The 15,460-nt window shown below is 64.1% G+C and carries 21 protein-coding genes; 1 reads left to right on the top strand and 20 read right to left on the bottom strand.

All coding sequences use genetic code 11. The features are described 5' to 3' along the window. Nucleotides 1-3: 3 nt before the first annotated feature. The 12 genes from rpsC to rpsL all read right to left on the bottom strand — a co-directional run bounded on the left by rpsC (nucleotide 4) and on the right by rpsL (nucleotide 9,213). Complete coding sequence (gene rpsC / locus OKW76_RS15545) at nucleotides 4-711, bottom strand: 30S ribosomal protein S3 (RefSeq protein ID WP_256506764.1); 708 nt, start codon at nucleotides 709-711, stop codon at nucleotides 4-6. Nucleotide 712: 1 nt separating this feature from the next. After that, entirely contained in the window at nucleotides 713-1,096 is a 384-nt protein-coding gene (rplV, locus tag OKW76_RS15540) for a 50S ribosomal protein L22 (RefSeq protein WP_033921115.1), read from the bottom strand. Beyond that, nucleotides 1,096-1,374 (bottom strand): 30S ribosomal protein S19, encoded by a 279-nt coding sequence (rpsS, locus tag OKW76_RS15535; protein ID WP_256506763.1) that lies wholly within the window; start codon nucleotides 1,372-1,374, stop codon nucleotides 1,096-1,098. Before rpsS ends, rplV begins: the two co-directional genes overlap by 1 nt. Before the next feature lie 4 nt (nucleotides 1,375-1,378). Further along, nucleotides 1,379-2,251 (bottom strand): 50S ribosomal protein L2, encoded by an 873-nt coding sequence (gene rplB / locus OKW76_RS15530; RefSeq protein WP_265549835.1) that lies wholly within the window; start codon nucleotides 2,249-2,251, stop codon nucleotides 1,379-1,381. Between the two features lie 5 nt (nucleotides 2,252-2,256). After that, nucleotides 2,257-2,571, bottom strand: a complete 315-nt coding sequence (locus OKW76_RS15525) for a 50S ribosomal protein L23 (RefSeq protein ID WP_033921120.1) — start codon at nucleotides 2,569-2,571, stop codon at nucleotides 2,257-2,259. Beyond that, nucleotides 2,564-3,190, bottom strand: coding sequence for a 50S ribosomal protein L4 (gene rplD / locus OKW76_RS15520; protein ID WP_256506761.1), 627 nt, complete (start codon nucleotides 3,188-3,190; stop codon nucleotides 2,564-2,566). The genes OKW76_RS15525 and rplD overlap by 8 nt, the downstream gene beginning before the upstream one ends. Nucleotides 3,191-3,192: 2 nt before the next feature. Further along, nucleotides 3,193-3,948: a 50S ribosomal protein L3 gene (rplC, locus tag OKW76_RS15515; RefSeq protein ID WP_265549832.1), complete on the bottom strand. Its 756-nt coding sequence runs from the start codon at nucleotides 3,946-3,948 to the stop codon at nucleotides 3,193-3,195. A 287-nt stretch (nucleotides 3,949-4,235) separates the two neighbouring features. Next, nucleotides 4,236-4,544 (bottom strand): 30S ribosomal protein S10, encoded by a 309-nt coding sequence (gene rpsJ, locus OKW76_RS15510; RefSeq protein ID WP_033921125.1) that lies wholly within the window; start codon nucleotides 4,542-4,544, stop codon nucleotides 4,236-4,238. A 189-nt stretch (nucleotides 4,545-4,733) separates the two neighbouring features. Beyond that, entirely contained in the window at nucleotides 4,734-5,924 is a 1,191-nt protein-coding gene (gene tuf, locus OKW76_RS15505) for an elongation factor Tu (protein WP_265549816.1), read from the bottom strand. Between the two features lie 81 nt (nucleotides 5,925-6,005). Beyond that, nucleotides 6,006-8,102 (bottom strand): elongation factor G, encoded by a 2,097-nt coding sequence (gene fusA, locus OKW76_RS15500; protein ID WP_265549814.1) that lies wholly within the window; start codon nucleotides 8,100-8,102, stop codon nucleotides 6,006-6,008. A gap of 220 nt (nucleotides 8,103-8,322) precedes the next feature. Then, nucleotides 8,323-8,793, bottom strand: coding sequence for a 30S ribosomal protein S7 (gene rpsG, locus OKW76_RS15495; protein WP_033921130.1), 471 nt, complete (start codon nucleotides 8,791-8,793; stop codon nucleotides 8,323-8,325). A 48-nt stretch (nucleotides 8,794-8,841) separates the two neighbouring features. Then, nucleotides 8,842-9,213: a 30S ribosomal protein S12 gene (gene rpsL, locus OKW76_RS15490; protein ID WP_033921175.1), complete on the bottom strand. Its 372-nt coding sequence runs from the start codon at nucleotides 9,211-9,213 to the stop codon at nucleotides 8,842-8,844. A 379-nt stretch (nucleotides 9,214-9,592) separates the two neighbouring features. Here rpsL and OKW76_RS15485 point away from each other — a divergent pair, with 379 nt between their 5' ends. Then, nucleotides 9,593-9,820, top strand: a complete 228-nt coding sequence (locus tag OKW76_RS15485) for a hypothetical protein (RefSeq protein WP_265549809.1) — start codon at nucleotides 9,593-9,595, stop codon at nucleotides 9,818-9,820. 37 nt (nucleotides 9,821-9,857) lie between these two features. Here OKW76_RS15485 and OKW76_RS15480 read toward each other — a convergent pair whose 3' ends face one another. The 8 genes from OKW76_RS15480 to OKW76_RS15445 all read right to left on the bottom strand — a co-directional run bounded on the left by OKW76_RS15480 (nucleotide 9,858) and on the right by OKW76_RS15445 (nucleotide 15,451). Further along, nucleotides 9,858-10,856: an alpha/beta fold hydrolase gene (locus tag OKW76_RS15480; protein ID WP_265549807.1), complete on the bottom strand. Its 999-nt coding sequence runs from the start codon at nucleotides 10,854-10,856 to the stop codon at nucleotides 9,858-9,860. Between the two features lie 156 nt (nucleotides 10,857-11,012). Beyond that, nucleotides 11,013-12,317 (bottom strand): metal-dependent hydrolase family protein, encoded by a 1,305-nt coding sequence (locus OKW76_RS15475; RefSeq protein ID WP_265549805.1) that lies wholly within the window; start codon nucleotides 12,315-12,317, stop codon nucleotides 11,013-11,015. 90 nt (nucleotides 12,318-12,407) lie between these two features. After that, a complete protein-coding gene (locus OKW76_RS15470) occupies nucleotides 12,408-12,668 on the bottom strand; it encodes a hypothetical protein (protein WP_265549802.1) in 261 nt (86 codons plus the stop codon). Nucleotides 12,669-12,757: 89 nt separating this feature from the next. Beyond that, entirely contained in the window at nucleotides 12,758-14,158 is a 1,401-nt protein-coding gene (gene lpdA, locus OKW76_RS15465) for a dihydrolipoyl dehydrogenase (protein ID WP_265549800.1), read from the bottom strand. Between the two features lie 10 nt (nucleotides 14,159-14,168). Beyond that, entirely contained in the window at nucleotides 14,169-14,567 is a 399-nt protein-coding gene (locus OKW76_RS15460; RefSeq protein WP_265549798.1) for a PIN domain-containing protein, read from the bottom strand. Further along, nucleotides 14,564-14,824, bottom strand: coding sequence for a hypothetical protein (locus OKW76_RS15455; RefSeq protein ID WP_265549796.1), 261 nt, complete (start codon nucleotides 14,822-14,824; stop codon nucleotides 14,564-14,566). The genes OKW76_RS15460 and OKW76_RS15455 overlap by 4 nt, the downstream gene beginning before the upstream one ends. A 49-nt stretch (nucleotides 14,825-14,873) precedes the next feature. Beyond that, on the bottom strand, nucleotides 14,874-15,257 hold the full coding sequence (locus tag OKW76_RS15450) for an acyl-CoA thioesterase (protein WP_265549794.1): 384 nt from the start codon (nucleotides 15,255-15,257) through the stop codon (nucleotides 14,874-14,876). After that, the gene (locus OKW76_RS15445) at nucleotides 15,254-15,451 is read right to left on the bottom strand and encodes a hypothetical protein (RefSeq protein WP_265549793.1); all 198 of its coding nucleotides are present in this window, start codon (nucleotides 15,449-15,451) and stop codon (nucleotides 15,254-15,256) included. The genes OKW76_RS15450 and OKW76_RS15445 overlap by 4 nt, the downstream gene beginning before the upstream one ends. Between the last annotated feature and the right edge of the window lie 9 nt (nucleotides 15,452-15,460).

The raw sequence follows: 15,460 nt of genomic DNA, 5'->3' as shown, positions 1-15,460 counted from the left end.
CCCTCAGCGACGGTCGTCGCGCGCCGGGCGAACGCCCGACGTCTGCGATTCAAGATTGAGGCGATCGGTTGCCATCGGATCATGGCCCAGGATTTCGCCCTTGAAGATCCACACCTTCACGCCGCACACGCCATAGGCGGTATGCGCCTCGGCTTCGGCATGGTCGATGTTGGCGCGCAGCGTGTGCAGCGGCACCCGGCCCTCACGATACCATTCCGACCGCGCGATTTCGGCGCCACCAAGACGGCCACCGCAATTGATGCGGATGCCCTCGGCGCCAAGCCGCATCGCCGACTGCACCGCGCGCTTCATGGCACGGCGGAACGCGATACGACGCTCGAGCTGGTCGGCGATGCCCTGCGCGACCAAGCGCGCATCGACTTCGGGCTTGCGGATCTCGACAATGTTCAGCGAGACGTCCGACGGGGTCATCGTGCCGATCTTCTTGCGAAGCTTCTCGATGTCCGCGCCCTTCTTGCCGATGATCACACCGGGACGGGCAGCGAAGATCGAGATGCGGCACAGCTTTGCCGGACGCTCGATGACGACCTTGGAAATCGCAGCCTGCTTCAGCGTCGACATGATGTACTGGCGGATGCGAAGATCCTCCAGCAGCAGCCGGCCATATTCCGAACCCTCGGCGAACCAGCGGCTGTCCCAGGTACGGTTGATCTGCAGGCGAAGACCGATTGGATTGCTCTTGTGACCCATATCAGGCCTCCTCTTCCTGCTTCTCGCGTACGACGATGCGCAGGCGGCTGAACGGCTTCAGGATGCGCGTCGACTTGCCGCGACCGCGCGTGGCGAAACGCTTCATCACGATCGACTTGCCGACCGACGCCTCGGCGACGACGAGCGCGTCGACGTCGAGATTGTGGTTGTTCTCGGCGTTGGCGATCGCGCTGGCGAGCACCTTGCGGGCATCGACAGCCATCGCCTTCTTCGAGAAAGCGAGGATGTTCATCGCCTGACCGACGGGCTGGTTGCGGATCAGCGCAGCCACCAGGTTCAGCTTCTGCGCCGAACCACGGATCTGCGTGCCGACCGACAACGCCTCGTTGTCGGCGACGCGACGGGGAGCCTTAGGCTTCGACATCAGCGCTTGCCCTTCTTGTCTGCCGCATGGCCGGGGAAGAAGCGCGTGGGCGCGAACTCGCCCAGCTTCATGCCGACCATGTCTTCGTTGACCGAGACGGGAACGAACTTGCGACCGTTATAGACGCTGAACGTAAGTCCCACGAACTGGGGCAGGATCGTCGAGCGACGCGACCAGGTCTTGATCGGGCCGCTGCGACCCCCGGCGTCCTGTGCGGTCTCGGCCTTCTTGAGAAGGCTGAGTTCCACAAACGGACCCTTCCATACCGAACGAGCCATGGCGTTAGCCCTTCTTCTTGGCGTGACGCGACCGGATGATCATGCGATCGGTCGACTTGTTGTGACGAGTGCGAGCACCCTTGGTCGGCTTGCCCCATGGCGTGACCGGATGACGGCCGCCCGAGGTCCGGCCTTCACCACCGCCGTGCGGATGGTCGACCGGGTTCTTGGCAACACCGCGCGTCAGCGGGCGGATGCCCTTCCAACGGTTGCGGCCTGCCTTGGCAAGATTGGTGTTCTGGTTGTCGGGGTTCGACACCGCACCCACCGTCGCCATGCACTCGCCGCGAATGTAGCGCTGCTCGCCCGAGTTCAGGCGGACGATCACCATGCCGCGATCACGACCCACGACCTGCACATAGGTGCCTGCCGAACGTGCGATCTGACCGCCCTTGCCGGGCTTCATCTCGACATTGTGAACGATGGTACCGACCGGCATCTGGCCGATCTCCATCGCGTTGCCCGGCTTCACGTCGGTCTTCTTGCCTGCGACCACCTTGTCGCCGACGGCAAGCCGCTGCGGCGCGATGATATAGGCGACGTCCGACTTCTCGCCATTCTCGCCGACTTCACCGAAAGGCACGGGGCCGTAGTTGATGAGCGCCAGGAACGCGGTGCGGTTGGGATCGTATTCGAGCCGCTCGACGGTGCCTTCGACGTCCCACTTGCGACGCTTGAAATCGACGATGCGATAGCGCTGCTTGTGGCCGCCGGCGATGCCGCGCGACGTGACATGGCCCTTGTTGTTACGGCCACCGGTCTTGCGCTTACCCTCGGTCAGCGCCTTGACGGGACCGCCCTTGTGGAGCGCCGAGCGGTCCACCAGGATGAGGCCACGCCGCGACGGCGAGGTCGGATTATAATGCTTGAGTGCCATTTGCCTCAGACCCCCGTCGTGACGTCGATCGAATCGCCGTCCTTCAGCGTCACGATCGCCTTCTTGATGTCCGAACGCTTGTAGGGCGTGCCCTTCCAGCGCTTCGTCTTGCCCTTCTGGACGATCGTGTTCACGCCGGTGACCTTTACGTCGAACAGCGCTTCAACGGCCGCCTTGATCTCCGGCTTGGTGGCATCGTTTGCCACCTTGAACACAACCGCGTTGTGCTCGGAGACGAGGGTCGACTTCTCGGTGATGTGCGGTGCGACAATCACGTCATAATGACGGTTGTCGATCGCAGCCTTGGTCTGCTTAGCCATGGAAGCGTGCCTCCAGCTTCTCGACCGCGGCGCGCGTCAGCACCAGCGTGTCATGCTTCAGGATGTCGTACACATTGGCGCCGACTGCAGGCATCACGTTGATGTACGACAGGTTGCGGGTTGCCAGCGCGAAGCCGTCTTCCACTGCGTCACCGTCGATCACCAGCGCGGTCTTGCCGAAGCCCATCGCGGCCCAGGCGCCCTGGAGCACCTTGGTCTTGGCTTCGGCGACCTTGAGGTCGTCGAGCACGACGAGCGTGCCGGCAGCAGCGTGGCTCGACAGCGCCATCTTCAGACCCAACGCACGAACCTTCTTGTTCAGGCTGTTGTCGAAGTCGCGAAGCCGGGCACCGTGCGCCTTACCACCACCGATGAAGATCGGTGCGCGGCGATCGCCGTGACGGGCGGTACCGCCGCCCTTCTGGCGACCGAACTTCTTGCCGGTACGCGCGACCTCCGAACGCTCACGCGTCGGACGTGCAGTGCCGCGGCGATTGTGCAGCTGCCAGGTGACGACGCGGTGCAGGATGTCAGCGCGCGGCTCGACACCGAATACGGCGTCGTTCAGCTCGATGTCGCCATTTTCCGTAGCCTCGAGGGTTTGAACCTTGATCTTCACGTTCAGCCCTCCTGGCCGTCGGTCGTCTCGACCGTGGTCACGTCCTCGGCGGGCGTGTCGGCTGCGACGTCGTTGTTGTTGGCGACCTGCTTAAGGCCTGCGGGATAGGGAGCATCGGCATGGCGCGCGACCTTCACCGCGTCCTTGACGATCAACCAGCCACCCTTCGAGCCGGGAACCGAACCCTTGACGAACAGCAAGCCACGCTCGACGTCGGTCTGGACGATTTCCAGGTTCTGCTGGGTGCGGTTACGGTCGCCCATATGGCCGGCCATCTTCTTGTTCTTGAAGACCTTGCCCGGATCCTGGCGCTGGCCGGTCGAACCGTGCGAACGGTGCGACAGCGAAACGCCGTGGGTGGCGCGCAAGCCTCCGAAGCCCCAGCGCTTCATAGCGCCGGCAAAGCCCTTGCCCTGCGTCTTGCCCGAAACGTCGACGATCTGGCCGGCGACGAAATGGTCCGCGCCGATCTCGGCACCGACATCGAGCATCGCATCTTCCGCAACGCGGAATTCGCAAAGCTGTGCCTTCAGCTCGACTTCGGCCTTGCCGAAATGTCCGCGCTGCGGCTTCGCGGTGTTCTTGGCCTTGGCCGAACCCGCGCCTAGCTGAACCGCGACATAGCCGTCGCGATCGATGGTGCGTTGTGCAACCACCTGAACGCCCTCGAGCGCCAGAACGGTTACCGGCACATGCCGACCATCGTCCTGGAACAAGCGGGTCATTCCCAGTTTCTTAACGATCACGCCAGTGCGCATGACCTGTTGCTCCTATACAGAGGCCCACGCGATCAAAAGCGACCGCGCGGGCGTGCCCAACCCATGATGAAAAGCGTGCCCCGTCCCGGGCTGGATGTCCGGCGAACCGGACGTGACGGGGAACGCTGTCCCGGCGGCTTGCGCCACCGGCGGTATTCCGAAATGTCTGTTTTCGTCATGCCAGCGAAGGCTGGCATCTCCCAGTGGTGAGCGTAGCGCTCTCCTCAACGAGACCCCAGCCTGCGCTGGGGTGACGCGAATCCCAAGGAACTCGCGGAAGCAGGCCTTTACGCCAGCTTGATCTCTACGTCAACGCCTGCGGCCAGGTCGAGCTTCATCAGCGCGTCCACCGTCTGCGGGGTCGGCTGCACGATGTCGAGCAGGCGCTTATAGGTGCGCGTCTCGAACTGCTCGCGCGACTTCTTGTCGATGTGCGGGCCACGGTTGACCGTGAACTTGTCGATGTGAGTCGGCAAAGGGATGGGGCCACGGATAAGCGCGCCGGTGCGACGGGCGGTGTCGGCGATGTCGCCGGCGGCCTGATCGAGCACGCGGTGGTCGAACGCCTTCAGGCGAATGCGGATGTTGTTGTCCATGTCCCTACCAATGCGAAAGAGCGGGGGCTGCCTGGTCGATCGCCACCCCGGCGGTGCCGGGCTGACGGCCAATGGCCGCCTCTTGCTGTTCAATGAAACTGAGCGAGCGCCCCTAACGGGCGCAGCGTAGAAAAGCAACCGCCCAGCCCCGTTTTCACAGGACCGGGCGGCTTTATTTGTGCGTCTAGCTTACTTGGTGATGCCGCTGACAACACCTGCGCCGACGGTACGGCCACCCTCACGGATGGTGAAACGCTGGCCGACGTCCATCGCGATCGGGGCGATCAGCTTGATGCCGAGCGCAACGTTGTCGCCTGGCATCACCATCTCGGTGCCCTCGGGCAGCTCGACGGTGCCGGTCACGTCCGTGGTGCGGAAGTAGAACTGCGGACGATAGTTGGCGAAGAACGGCGTGTGACGGCCACCCTCGTCCTTCGACAGCACGTACACTTCCGAAGCGAACTCGGTGTGCGGCTTGATCGAGCCCGGCTTGCAGAGAACCTGCCCGCGCTCGACTTCCTCACGGCCAACGCCGCGGATCAGTGCGCCGATGTTGTCGCCTGCCATGCCCTGGTCGAGCAGCTTGCGGAACATCTCGACGCCCGTGACCGTGGTCTTGCGGGTGTCGTGGATGCCGACGATCTCGACTTCCTCGCCAACCTTCACAACGCCGGTCTCGACGCGACCGGTGACGACCGTACCGCGACCCGAGATCGAGAACACGTCCTCGATCGGCATCATGAACGGCTTGTCGAGCGGACGCTCGGGCTGCGGGATCGACTCGTCGACTGCTGCCATCAGCGCCAGGATCGCGTCCTTGCCGAACGTGTCGTTCGAACCCGAAAGCGCGCAGGTCGCCGAACCACGGATGATCGGAATATTGTCGCCGTCGAAGTCGCGCTTCGAAAGCTCCTCACGGATCTCCATTTCGACCAGCTCGAGGATTTCCTCGTCGTCGACCAGGTCGACCTTGTTGAGGAAGACCACCATGGTCGGCACGCCGACCTGCTTGGCGAGCAGGATGTGCTCCTTGGTCTGTGGCATCGGGCCGTCGGTGGCCGAAACCACCAGGATCGCGCCGTCCATCTGCGCCGCGCCGGTGATCATGTTCTTCACATAATCGGCGTGGCCCGGGCAATCGACGTGCGCATAGTGACGCGCTGCGGTCTCATACTCGACGTGCGCGGTGGAGATCGTGATGCCACGCTCGCGCTCTTCGGGTGCCTTGTCGATGTTGGCGAAGTCGACTGCGACGCCGCCCGAGGTCTCGGCCAGGATCTTCGTGATCGCCGCGGTCAGCGACGTCTTGCCATGATCGACGTGACCGATGGTGCCGATGTTGAGATGCGGCTTGTTCCGCTCGAACTTTGCTTTCGCCATGATTCCCTACCTTGCTGAATTCAGATTTCCCGGCCGCTCGGGGACTCGCCGAAAGGCGGCCCCATAGCGGCTCGTATTCGATTACGCCAGCTTCGCCTTCACTTCGTCGGCGACGTTGGCAGGCACTTCGTCGTAATGCGAGAACTGCATGCTGTACTGCGCGCGGCCCTGGGTGAACGAGCGCAGCTGGTTCACATAGCCGAACATGTTCGCCAGCGGCACGACCGCTTCCACCGCCTGCGCATTGCCGCGCGTGTCGGTGCCCTGGATCTGCCCACGACGCGAGTTCAGATCGCCGATCACGTCGCCCAGATAATCCTCAGGCGTCACGACCTCGACCTTCATCATCGGCTCGAGCAGCTTGATGCCCGACTTCTGCGCGGCTTCACGCATTGCACCGCGCGCGCAGATTTCGAACGCCAGCGCCGACGAGTCGACGTCATGATAGGCACCGTCGTACAGGTTGATCTCGAAATCGATGATCGGGAACCCGACCAGCGACCCCGTAGCAGCCGTCTCACGGAAGCCCTTCTCGATCGCGGGGATATATTCCTTGGGAATATTACCGCCCTTGATCTCGTCCTTGAAGATGATGCCCGACCCACGCTCGCCCGGCGTCAGCTTCACCTTCACGCGGCCGAACTGGCCGGTGCCGCCCGACTGCTTCTTGTGGGTATAGTCGATATCTACCGGCTTGCCGAGATATTCGCGATACGCCACCTGCGGCGCGCCGACATTGGCCTCGACCTTGAATTCGCGCTTCATGCGATCGACCAGGATTTCGAGGTGAAGCTCACCCATCCCCTTGATGATCGTCTGGCCGCTCTCGTGGTCGGTCGACACGCGGAACGACGGATCTTCGCGCGCAAGACGGTTGAGCGCGACGCCCATCTTCTCCTGGTCGGCCTTGGTCTTTGGCTCCACCGAAAGCTCGATCACCGGCTCGGGGAATTCCATCCGCTCGAGGATGATCGGTGCGTTCTGCGCGCAGAGCGTGTCACCGGTCGTGGTGTCCTTCAGGCCCGCCAGCGCGACGATGTCGCCGGCGAATGCCTCCTGGATGTCCTCGCGGCTGTTCGCATGCATCAACAGCATGCGACCGACCTTTTCCTTCTTGTCCTTCACCGAGTTGGTGACCATCGACGCGGCCTCGAGCTTTCCCGAATAGATGCGTGCGAAGGTCAGCGTACCGACGAAGGGATCGTTCATGATCTTGAACGCCAGCGCCGAGAACGGTGCCTCGTCCGACGAAGGACGCTCGTCGGGGGTTTCGCCGTCGAGCTTCAGGCCCTTGATCGCAGGAACGTCGAGCGGCGACGGCAGATAGTCGACCACTGCGTCGAGCAGGGGCTGGACGCCCTTGTTCTTGAACGCCGAGCCGCAAACCACCGGCACGAACGCCATGCTGAGCGTACCCTTGCGGATCAGCTTCTTGAGGTCGGCGGTGCTCGGCTCGTTGCCCTCGAGATACGCTTCCATCAGATCGTCGTCGAGTTCGACCGCCATCTCGATGAGCTCGCTGCGATACTTGGCAGCCTTCTCGACCATGTCCTCAGGGATTTCCTGATATTCGAACTTCGCGCCCAGGCTCTCTTCGAGCCAGATGATCGCGCGGTTCTCGACCAAGTCGACCAGGCCCTTGAAGCCGCCCTCGGTACCGATCGGCAAATACAGCACGGCAGGACGCGCAGCCAGACGCTCGATGATCGAGTTCACGCAGAAATAGAAGTCGGCGCCGGTGCGGTCGAGCTTGTTGATGAAGCACATCCGCGGCACGCCATACTTGTCGGCCTGGCGCCAGACGGTCTCCGACTGCGGCTCGACGCCGGCAACGCCGTCGAAGCACGCAACCGCACCGTCGAGCACGCGCAGCGAACGCTCGACTTCGATCGTGAAGTCGACGTGGCCGGGTGTGTCGATGATGTTGATCAGGTGCTCTTCGCCCTTGCCTTCTTCGGCGCGCCACTTGCAGGTCGTCGCAGCCGACGTGATCGTGATCCCGCGCTCCTGCTCCTGCTCCATCCAGTCCATCGTCGCGGTGCCCTCATGGACCTCGCCGATCTTGTAGGACTTGCCGGTGTAATAAAGGATACGCTCGGTCGTCGTCGTCTTGCCGGCGTCGATATGCGCCATGATGCCGATGTTGCGATAGCGGTCGAGCGGATGGCTGCGGGCCATGGTCTTACTCCTGGTGCCGACGGATCGGCGCGGTGAAATCTGTTCGGGGAGCACCCCGGCCGTTCGTCCTGAGTAGCCATTGAGCTCGTCGAAATGGCGTATCGAAGGAGGCCGCCCGGGGCAGCCCTTCGATACGGGTCTTCGCCATGCTCAGCCCCTACTCAGGGCGAACGGAAATTGGGAGCGACGCGGGTGTTACCCCGCGCCTCCCCCATATAGGTTACCAGCGATAGTGCGAGAAGGCCCGGTTGGCTTCTGCCATCCGATGGGTGTCTTCGCGCTTCTTCACCGCGTTGCCGCGGTTGTTCGCCGCGTCCATCAGCTCGCCCGAAAGGCGGGCCGACATCGTGTTCTCGCTGCGATTGCGCGCCGAGGTGATGAGCCAGCGGATCGCGAGGGCCTGGGCACGCTCGGGGCGAACCTCGACCGGCACCTGATAGGTCGCACCGCCGACGCGGCGGCTGCGCACTTCGATGCCCGGCGCGATGTTGTTCAGCGCATCGTGGAACACGCCGACCGGGTCGCGTTTGGCGCGCTGCTCGACGGTTTCCATTGCGCTGTACACGATGCCTTCTGCGACGGCCTTCTTGCCGTCGAGCATCACGCTGTTCATGAACTTCGAAAGAATTTGATCACCGTATTTCGGATCGGGAAGAATGATCCGCTTTTCGGGACGACGACGACGTGCCATTGATTTCTACCTCTTAACTTCAGCCTGATGGTCGAAAGGACGACCGGCTTACTTCGGACGCTTGGCGCCGTACTTCGAGCGGGACTGCTTGCGATCCTTGACACCCTGGGTATCGAGAACGCCGCGCAGCACATGGTAGCGAACGCCGGGAAGATCGCGAACGCGACCGCCGCGGATCAGCACCACCGAATGCTCCTGCAGGTTGTGGCCTTCACCCGGAATATAGGTGATGACTTCGCGCTGGTTCGTCAGACGAACCTTGGCGACCTTGCGCAGTGCCGAGTTCGGCTTCTTCGGGGTCGTCGTGTACACGCGGGTGCAAACGCCACGCTTCTGCGGGTTTGCTTCCATCGCAGGGACCTTGCTCTTGGCCTTCTGCGGATCGCGGCCCTTGCGGACCAGCTGGTTAATCGTCGGCATGAAGCCCTTCACCTTTGCGTTACCAGAGCCATTCTGGCGGTTACTTTGCTGGAGCCCTGTGCGAGCGAATACGAAAACGACCCGGGTGGCTTGACCCACCGGGCCTTTGACGTCTCCAACAACGTTCATTGCTCGTCCCGCAGCGCCACGGATGCGCCGATGGGAATCGGCAAGTCCGGCTGAGGAACGGACGCGCCTATACGCCGGGGGGCGGGCATGGTCAACAGGGGGCGGGCGTTGCGCCGGCCTAGCCGCTCCTTGGCCGCAAGGGCAGCGCGCGGGTTAATCCATAGCAAAAAAGTCAGCAATGCTAACTTGCGAAGATACCCGCGCAACGACATGCTGCACAAATGGAAGCAACCAACCCTTCGGCTACCAAATGAGCGGATTTATCGCGGGGTTGATTGGTGTGGTTGCATTTGGTGCCTGCCTGTTTTGGGGCCTCTCCACGGGAACCATGCCCGATATATTTTTGCGCGGGGTGGGCGATGGCGATCGGGAGGAAGCCCCTGATGCATTCTGGTTCTTGACCATCGTTTACAGCTTGGCGGCATTCGGTTTCGCGGCACTTGCTCTCGTATCGTTCTTGTCCGGAGACAGGAGCTAACACGGGCTTCTCAGCGGTCCGGTTTTGGGTCGACGGCCTACCCCAACGCCTCCACTAGCAAACGTTCAAACCGCTCGGGCACCTCGACCTGCGGCGAATGCCCCGCCCCCTCGATCCGCACCAGCCGCACGCCCTTGATCCGCGCGGCAGCACTCGCCGCCACCTCGGGGATCGGCTTCAGCGTCGCCCGCACCCCCTCAGGCGCGTTCGCCTTCCCGAACACCGTCTTGTCGCGCATCCCGATCAGCAAGGTCGTCGGCACCGCGATCCGGTCGAGTTCGTACACTACCGGCTGCGTCTGGATCATGTCGCTCGTCTTGGCCTGCGCCAGCGCCACCGTCTCGTTGCCGCCGCCGGCATATTGCCCCGCCAGCATCCGCACCCAGCGATCATACTCGGCGGTCCAGGCGCCGCTATAATAATTCTCGGTCTGATAGGCGCGGATCGACTGGTAGCTGGTACGGCGCTCCCCCGCGAGCAGCCGGTCGAGCGGGGTATAGGGCACGCCCTGCGCCAGCCGGTCGGCTAGCCCCAGCGGATTGACCAGCACCAGCCGCTCGGTGCGCTCGGGATGCTGGAGCGCGAAGCGCATCGCCAGGATGCCCCCCATCGAATGACCGACGATCGCCGCGCGCTCGATCCCGCGCGCCGCCATCAACGCCGCGGTGTTGGCGGCAAGCATCCGCAGCGAATATTGCGCCCCCGCGGGCTTGGCCGACTTGCAGAAGCCGATCTGGTCGGGGATCAGCACGCGATACCCCCTGCCCGCCAGCATCCGCGCGGTCGCCTCCCAGGTCGCGCCGCAGAAATTCTTGCCGTGGAGCAGCACGACGGTGCGCCCGTTGGCGCGCGCGGTTGGGGCGACGTCCATATACGCCATGTCGGCACCGAACTGCCCGACCGGCACGCGGATCGTCTGTACCGGCCAGGGATAAGCGAAGCGCTCGAGATTGGGGCCGAGCTCGGCGATCGGCGGTTCGGGCGCGGTGGCCTGCGCGGGGGCGGCGAACGCGAGCAACAAGGTAAGCAGCAACATGGCAATCTCCCCCCTCCCTGAAAGGGAGGGGTCGGGGGTGGGTCGAGGCCAGGGGCTACGGAGGCCCCAGGCGATGTCTCCGCCGTACCACGAGCACCCTACCCACCCCCAGCCCCTCCCTTCCAGGGAGGGGAGCCAAAAGGGAGGGGTGCAAAGTCACCCCCCTACGCCCTTCTCCAACACCCCACCCTTCACCACATGGCTCACCCGCTCGAGCACGCGAATATCCGCCAGCGGATCGCCATCAACCGCGACGATGTCGGCATAGCGCCCCACCGCGATCGCCCCGACATCGCGCTCGCGCCCCAACGCCTGCGCGGCGTTGGTCGTCGCCGCCTGGATCGCCTGCAGCGGCGTCATCCCGAACTGCACCATCGTCGCAAACTGCCCCGCGGCGGTGTCGTGCGGCATCACCCCGGCGTCGGAACCGAACACCAGCTTTATCCCCATCCGCACCGCCTTGCCGAAATTGTCGCGCTGAACCTGCGCGACCTCGCGATCCTTGCGCAGATTCTCTTCGAGCGCGCCGGTCGCGGCGCCCTCGCGCTGGGTATATTCGGTGTTGAAGATGTCCATCGACAGCCAGGTGCCGCGCTCCTTGGCGAGCTTGAGCCCCTCGTCGTCGATCAGGCTGGCATGCTCGATCGTGTCGATCCCCGCGCGGATCGCTGCCTTGATCCCCTCGGCGCCATGCGCGTGCGCCGCGACCTTCAGCCCCCACATATGCGCCTCGTCGGCCGCAGCCTTGAGTTCGTCGGCGGTCATCTGCTGCTGGCCGGGCTCGGTGTTCTTCGAAAAGACGCCGCCGGTGGCGCAGACCTTGATCACCTCGGCGCCGAAGCGCCGGTTCTCGCGCACCTGATAGCGGACCGCCTCGGCGCCGTTCACCCCGCGCTCGGTCTGTTGCTTGTAACTCGGCGGCAGCAGATTGCTCCCGCCGCAATGCCCGCCGGTCGCGCCGAAGCTCCAAGTGGCGGGAACGATCCGCGGGCCGGGATAGAAGCCGCCCTCGATCCCCTGCTTGAGTGCGACATCGGCATAGTCGGCCGAACCCAGGTTGCGGACGGTGGTGAAGCCCGCGTGCAGCATGTCTCGCGCATTGCCGACGCCGAGCGTGACGGGGAAGACGTCGGTATATTCGAGGCTCCGATAGCCCCTGATCCGCGCGCTGCCCGCCAGATGGACGTGCATGTCGATGAAGCCGGGCAACAGCGTCTTGCCCGGCAGGTCGATCCGCTGCGCATCCGCCGGGATATTGGGCCGCCCGCCATTGCGCCCGACCACTGAGGTGATCCGGCCATCGGTGACGACGATCACCGGCTCCTCGATCACCCGCCCCGCGACGACGTCGATCATCCGCGCCGCGGTGATGACGACCGATCGTGGCTGCGATGCCGCCTGCTGCGCGGCAGCGGGCGAGACCGCCGCCAAGGCGGCGGCGGTGGACAGGATGATGCGCATGGTCGTTCCCCCGAAAAGATCGCGCGCACCATGCCGCCCGCCCCCCGGCGGCTCAACCGGTCATTTCACCGGCTCGAGCCGCCTTGGCGCTTACATGCCGTTGCCGGTCGCGTCGGTCATGCCGCCATAGGTGCCGTCGGTCGCGACCGCGTCGTTCGACATCATCGCGTTCTGGTCGTCGGCTAGCGTGTTGTTCACCGCGTCGTTCTCGAACGTCATATTCTCCTGCGTCTCGCTGGGAACGACGTTGCCGGTATTGGTGGTGACGATATCGTTCGCCGGATCGGCGCCGCAGGCCCCCAGCAGCGCAAGCGCAGGAAGGGCGGCGAGCGCAAGGCGGTTGATCGACATAAAGGCTTCTCCGGAAGTTGTACGTCGGAGAAGAACCGCCGGGGCCGCGGCAAGTTGCACCCCGCACCAAGTGCGGGGTGCAACGTAGGTCAGATATGCAGCGCCTTGCCATAGGCGGCGAGGACGCTCTCGTGCATCATCTCGCTCAGCGTCGGGTGCGGGAACACCGTTTCCATCAGCTCGGCCTCGGTGGTCTCGAGCGTCTTGCCGACGGTATAGCCCTGGATCAATTCGGTCACCTCGGCCCCCACCATGTGCGCGCCGAGCAATTCGCCGGTCTTGGCGTCGAAGATCGTCTTGATGAAGCCTTCGGCCTCGCCCAGCGCGATCGCCTTGCCGTTGCCGATGAAGGGGAAGCTGCCGACCTTGAGCTCATACCCGGCTTCCTTCGCCTTGGCCTCGGTCAACCCGACGCTCGCGACCTGCGGGTGGCAATAGGTGCAGCCGGGGATGTTCTTGGGGTCCATTGCGTGCGGGTGGTTGCCCGCGATCGCCTCGACCGCGATGACGCCCTCATGGCTTGCCTTGTGCGCCAGCCAAGGCGGCGCGGTGATGTCGCCGATCGCCCACAGCCCCGGCACGTTGGTGCGGCACATCGGATCGGTCTTGAGGAAGCCGCGATCGTCCATCTCGACGCCCAGTTCCTTCAGCCCGATGTCGGCGGTGTTGGGGACGATGCCGATCGCGACGATGACGTGGCTGAATTCGCCGGCGGTTTCCTTGCCCGCCTTGTCCTTCAGCTTGGCGGTGACGCCGGTCGCGCCGACCTTGATCTCGCTGAGGCTCGCGCCGGTCATGATCGTCATGCCCTGCTTGGTCAGCGACTTTTCGAGGAACGCCGACACATCGGCATCCTCGACCGGCACGATCCGGTCGACCATCTCGACAACGGTAACATCCGCGCCCATGTCGTTGTAGAAGCTAGCGAATTCGATGCCGATCGCGCCCGATCCGATGACGAGCAGCTTGGTCGGCATCTCGGTCGGCACCATCGCATGGCGATAGGTCCACACCCGCTTGCCGTCGGCGGGCGTCCCCGGCAGGTCGCGCGCGCGCGCGCCGGTGGCGACGATGATGTTCTTGGCTTCGAGCGCGGTGGTCTTGCCGTCCTTGTCGGTCACGGTCAGCTTGCCCGGCGCGGTGAGCTTGCCGGTGCCCATATGCACCGCGATCTTGTTCTTCTTCATCAGGTGCGTGACGCCCTGGTTGAGCTGCTTCGACACCCCGCGCGAACGCTTCACCACCGCATCGAGATCGGCGCTGATCCCGTCGGCCTTCAGCCCATAATCCTTGGCGTGCTGCATATAGTGGAAGATCTCGGCCGAACGCAGCAGCGCCTTGGTCGGGATGCAGCCCCAGTTGAGGCAGATGCCGCCGAGCAATTCGCGCTCGACGATCGCGGTTTTCATGCCCAATTGCGCCGCGCGGATCGCCGCGACATAGCCGCCGGGGCCGCTGCCCAGCACGATGAGGTCGTAGGTGTCAGCCATTCAAAACTCCTTACGCCGTAGCGAAACCGATATTGCGGGTGGACCAGACCGGAACCCCCACGCCGAAAAAATCGCGATCTCGTGACCATATATGGCCTTCGAGCAAGATTGCCGCCGCCAGTACCGGCCAGTCGGACTGCCCCCGCGCCTCAAGCCGCGCCCTGGCGCTATGCTCGACCTCGGCGAGGTCCTGCAATTGCAGGAAAGCGAAACCAGCGGTCGCGTCGGCGATCAACCGGCGCGCCTCGCCGATACCGACATCGCCCAGCCGCGCGACGACCCGCACCGCCTCGTCGAGCTGCGCTTCGGGAATGAACAACTCCAACCCCCGCGCCAGCGCGGCAGCGACCGGATTGCGCTTTCCCAGCACCGCGCTGACCACGACATTGGCGTCGACGACCATCCTCATGCGTCGATCGGATCGCCATGTTCGTCGAGCCCGATCGACCGTAGCCGCTCGCGCCAATCGGGGGTCCGCGCTTTCCATTCGGCGCGAAAGGCGTCCAACCGCTGATCGATCGCTTCCCAATCGTGGTCGGGCCGGTGCGATTGCGCGAACGGGTCATATCGCCCGACGATGCGGCCATTCTTGGTGACCAGCACGGGCTCCTGGCCTTCGGCAACTTCGCTGAAGCGCTCCCGAAACTCCTTCACGCCCATCTTCATCGCCAACCTCCAGGGTGTAACCTGGGGTTACACCTGCCGGTTCGCAACCTCAACCGGTCACCGCCCGCGGCCGCCGTTGCTCGTCGATCGCGACGAACACGAATCGCGCCTGCGTCACCCGGCATTGTTCTTCCTGATGCCGGTCGCGGCGCCAGGCTTCGACCGCGATCGTCATCGAAGTGCGACCCACCTTCACCATCTCGCAATAGACCGACACCTCGTCGCCCACCGCCACGGGTGCATGGAACTGCATCCCGTCCATCGCGATCGTCACCGCGCGCCCCTTCGAATAGCGCGCCGCGACCAGCCCGGCGGCCATGTCCATCTGGCTCATCAGCCAGCCGCCGAAGATGTCGCCATAGGCGTTCGCGTCACCGGGCATCGTCGTCACGCGGATCGCGGGGCTGCCCTCGGGCGGGATTTCGGCGTTCATTTACGTGTTCCCCGGGCGGCGCGCACGATCGGGCGCACCCCCATCAAGACGACCGCAACCATCGCGGCATAGGTCACCAGCCAGATATTCTTGGCGCCGATCGGATACGCCCATTCGGCGGTCAGCCCGATCACGATCGCCGCGCCCAGTCCGAGCAGGACGTAGAAGACCTCGATCAGGACGCGAAACGCCATTGCGGGTCG

It is taken from the genome of Sphingomonas sp. S1-29 (genome assembly GCF_026167545.1).
Classification (GTDB): Bacteria; Pseudomonadota; Alphaproteobacteria; order Sphingomonadales; family Sphingomonadaceae; genus Sphingomonas.
The sequence above is the reverse complement of the archived record's forward strand: the minus strand, read 5'-3'. Positions and strand labels throughout refer to the sequence as shown.

What these genes read in the sequence shown, in the direction of transcription:
- rpsC (WP_256506764.1), bottom strand. Translation starts at nt 711, where the DNA reads ATGGGTCACAAGAGCAATCCAATCGGTCTTCGCCTGCAGATCAACCGT.
- rplV (WP_033921115.1), bottom strand. Translation starts at nt 1,096, where the DNA reads ATGTCGAAGCCTAAGGCTCCCCGTCGCGTCGCCGACAACGAGGCGTTG.
- rpsS (WP_256506763.1), bottom strand. Translation starts at nt 1,374, where the DNA reads ATGGCTCGTTCGGTATGGAAGGGTCCGTTTGTGGAACTCAGCCTTCTC.
- rplB (WP_265549835.1), bottom strand. Translation starts at nt 2,251, where the DNA reads ATGGCACTCAAGCATTATAATCCGACCTCGCCGTCGCGGCGTGGCCTC.
- OKW76_RS15525 (WP_033921120.1), bottom strand. Translation starts at nt 2,571, where the DNA reads ATGGCTAAGCAGACCAAGGCTGCGATCGACAACCGTCATTATGACGTG.
- rplC (WP_265549832.1), bottom strand. Translation starts at nt 3,948, where the DNA reads ATGCGCACTGGCGTGATCGTTAAGAAACTGGGAATGACCCGCTTGTTC.
- rpsJ (WP_033921125.1), bottom strand. Translation starts at nt 4,544, where the DNA reads ATGGACAACAACATCCGCATTCGCCTGAAGGCGTTCGACCACCGCGTG.
- tuf (WP_265549816.1), bottom strand. Translation starts at nt 5,924, where the DNA reads ATGGCGAAAGCAAAGTTCGAGCGGAACAAGCCGCATCTCAACATCGGC.
- fusA (WP_265549814.1), bottom strand. Translation starts at nt 8,102, where the DNA reads ATGGCCCGCAGCCATCCGCTCGACCGCTATCGCAACATCGGCATCATG.
- rpsG (WP_033921130.1), bottom strand. Translation starts at nt 8,793, where the DNA reads ATGGCACGTCGTCGTCGTCCCGAAAAGCGGATCATTCTTCCCGATCCG.
- rpsL (WP_033921175.1), bottom strand. Translation starts at nt 9,213, where the DNA reads ATGCCGACGATTAACCAGCTGGTCCGCAAGGGCCGCGATCCGCAGAAG.
- OKW76_RS15485 (WP_265549809.1), top strand. Translation starts at nt 9,593, where the DNA reads ATGAGCGGATTTATCGCGGGGTTGATTGGTGTGGTTGCATTTGGTGCC.
- OKW76_RS15480 (WP_265549807.1), bottom strand. Translation starts at nt 10,856, where the DNA reads ATGTTGCTGCTTACCTTGTTGCTCGCGTTCGCCGCCCCCGCGCAGGCC.
- OKW76_RS15475 (WP_265549805.1), bottom strand. Translation starts at nt 12,317, where the DNA reads ATGCGCATCATCCTGTCCACCGCCGCCGCCTTGGCGGCGGTCTCGCCC.
- OKW76_RS15470 (WP_265549802.1), bottom strand. Translation starts at nt 12,668, where the DNA reads ATGTCGATCAACCGCCTTGCGCTCGCCGCCCTTCCTGCGCTTGCGCTG.
- lpdA (WP_265549800.1), bottom strand. Translation starts at nt 14,158, where the DNA reads ATGGCTGACACCTACGACCTCATCGTGCTGGGCAGCGGCCCCGGCGGC.
- OKW76_RS15460 (WP_265549798.1), bottom strand. Translation starts at nt 14,567, where the DNA reads ATGAGGATGGTCGTCGACGCCAATGTCGTGGTCAGCGCGGTGCTGGGA.
- OKW76_RS15455 (WP_265549796.1), bottom strand. Translation starts at nt 14,824, where the DNA reads ATGAAGATGGGCGTGAAGGAGTTTCGGGAGCGCTTCAGCGAAGTTGCC.
- OKW76_RS15450 (WP_265549794.1), bottom strand. Translation starts at nt 15,257, where the DNA reads ATGAACGCCGAAATCCCGCCCGAGGGCAGCCCCGCGATCCGCGTGACG.
- OKW76_RS15445 (WP_265549793.1), bottom strand. Translation starts at nt 15,451, where the DNA reads ATGGCGTTTCGCGTCCTGATCGAGGTCTTCTACGTCCTGCTCGGACTG.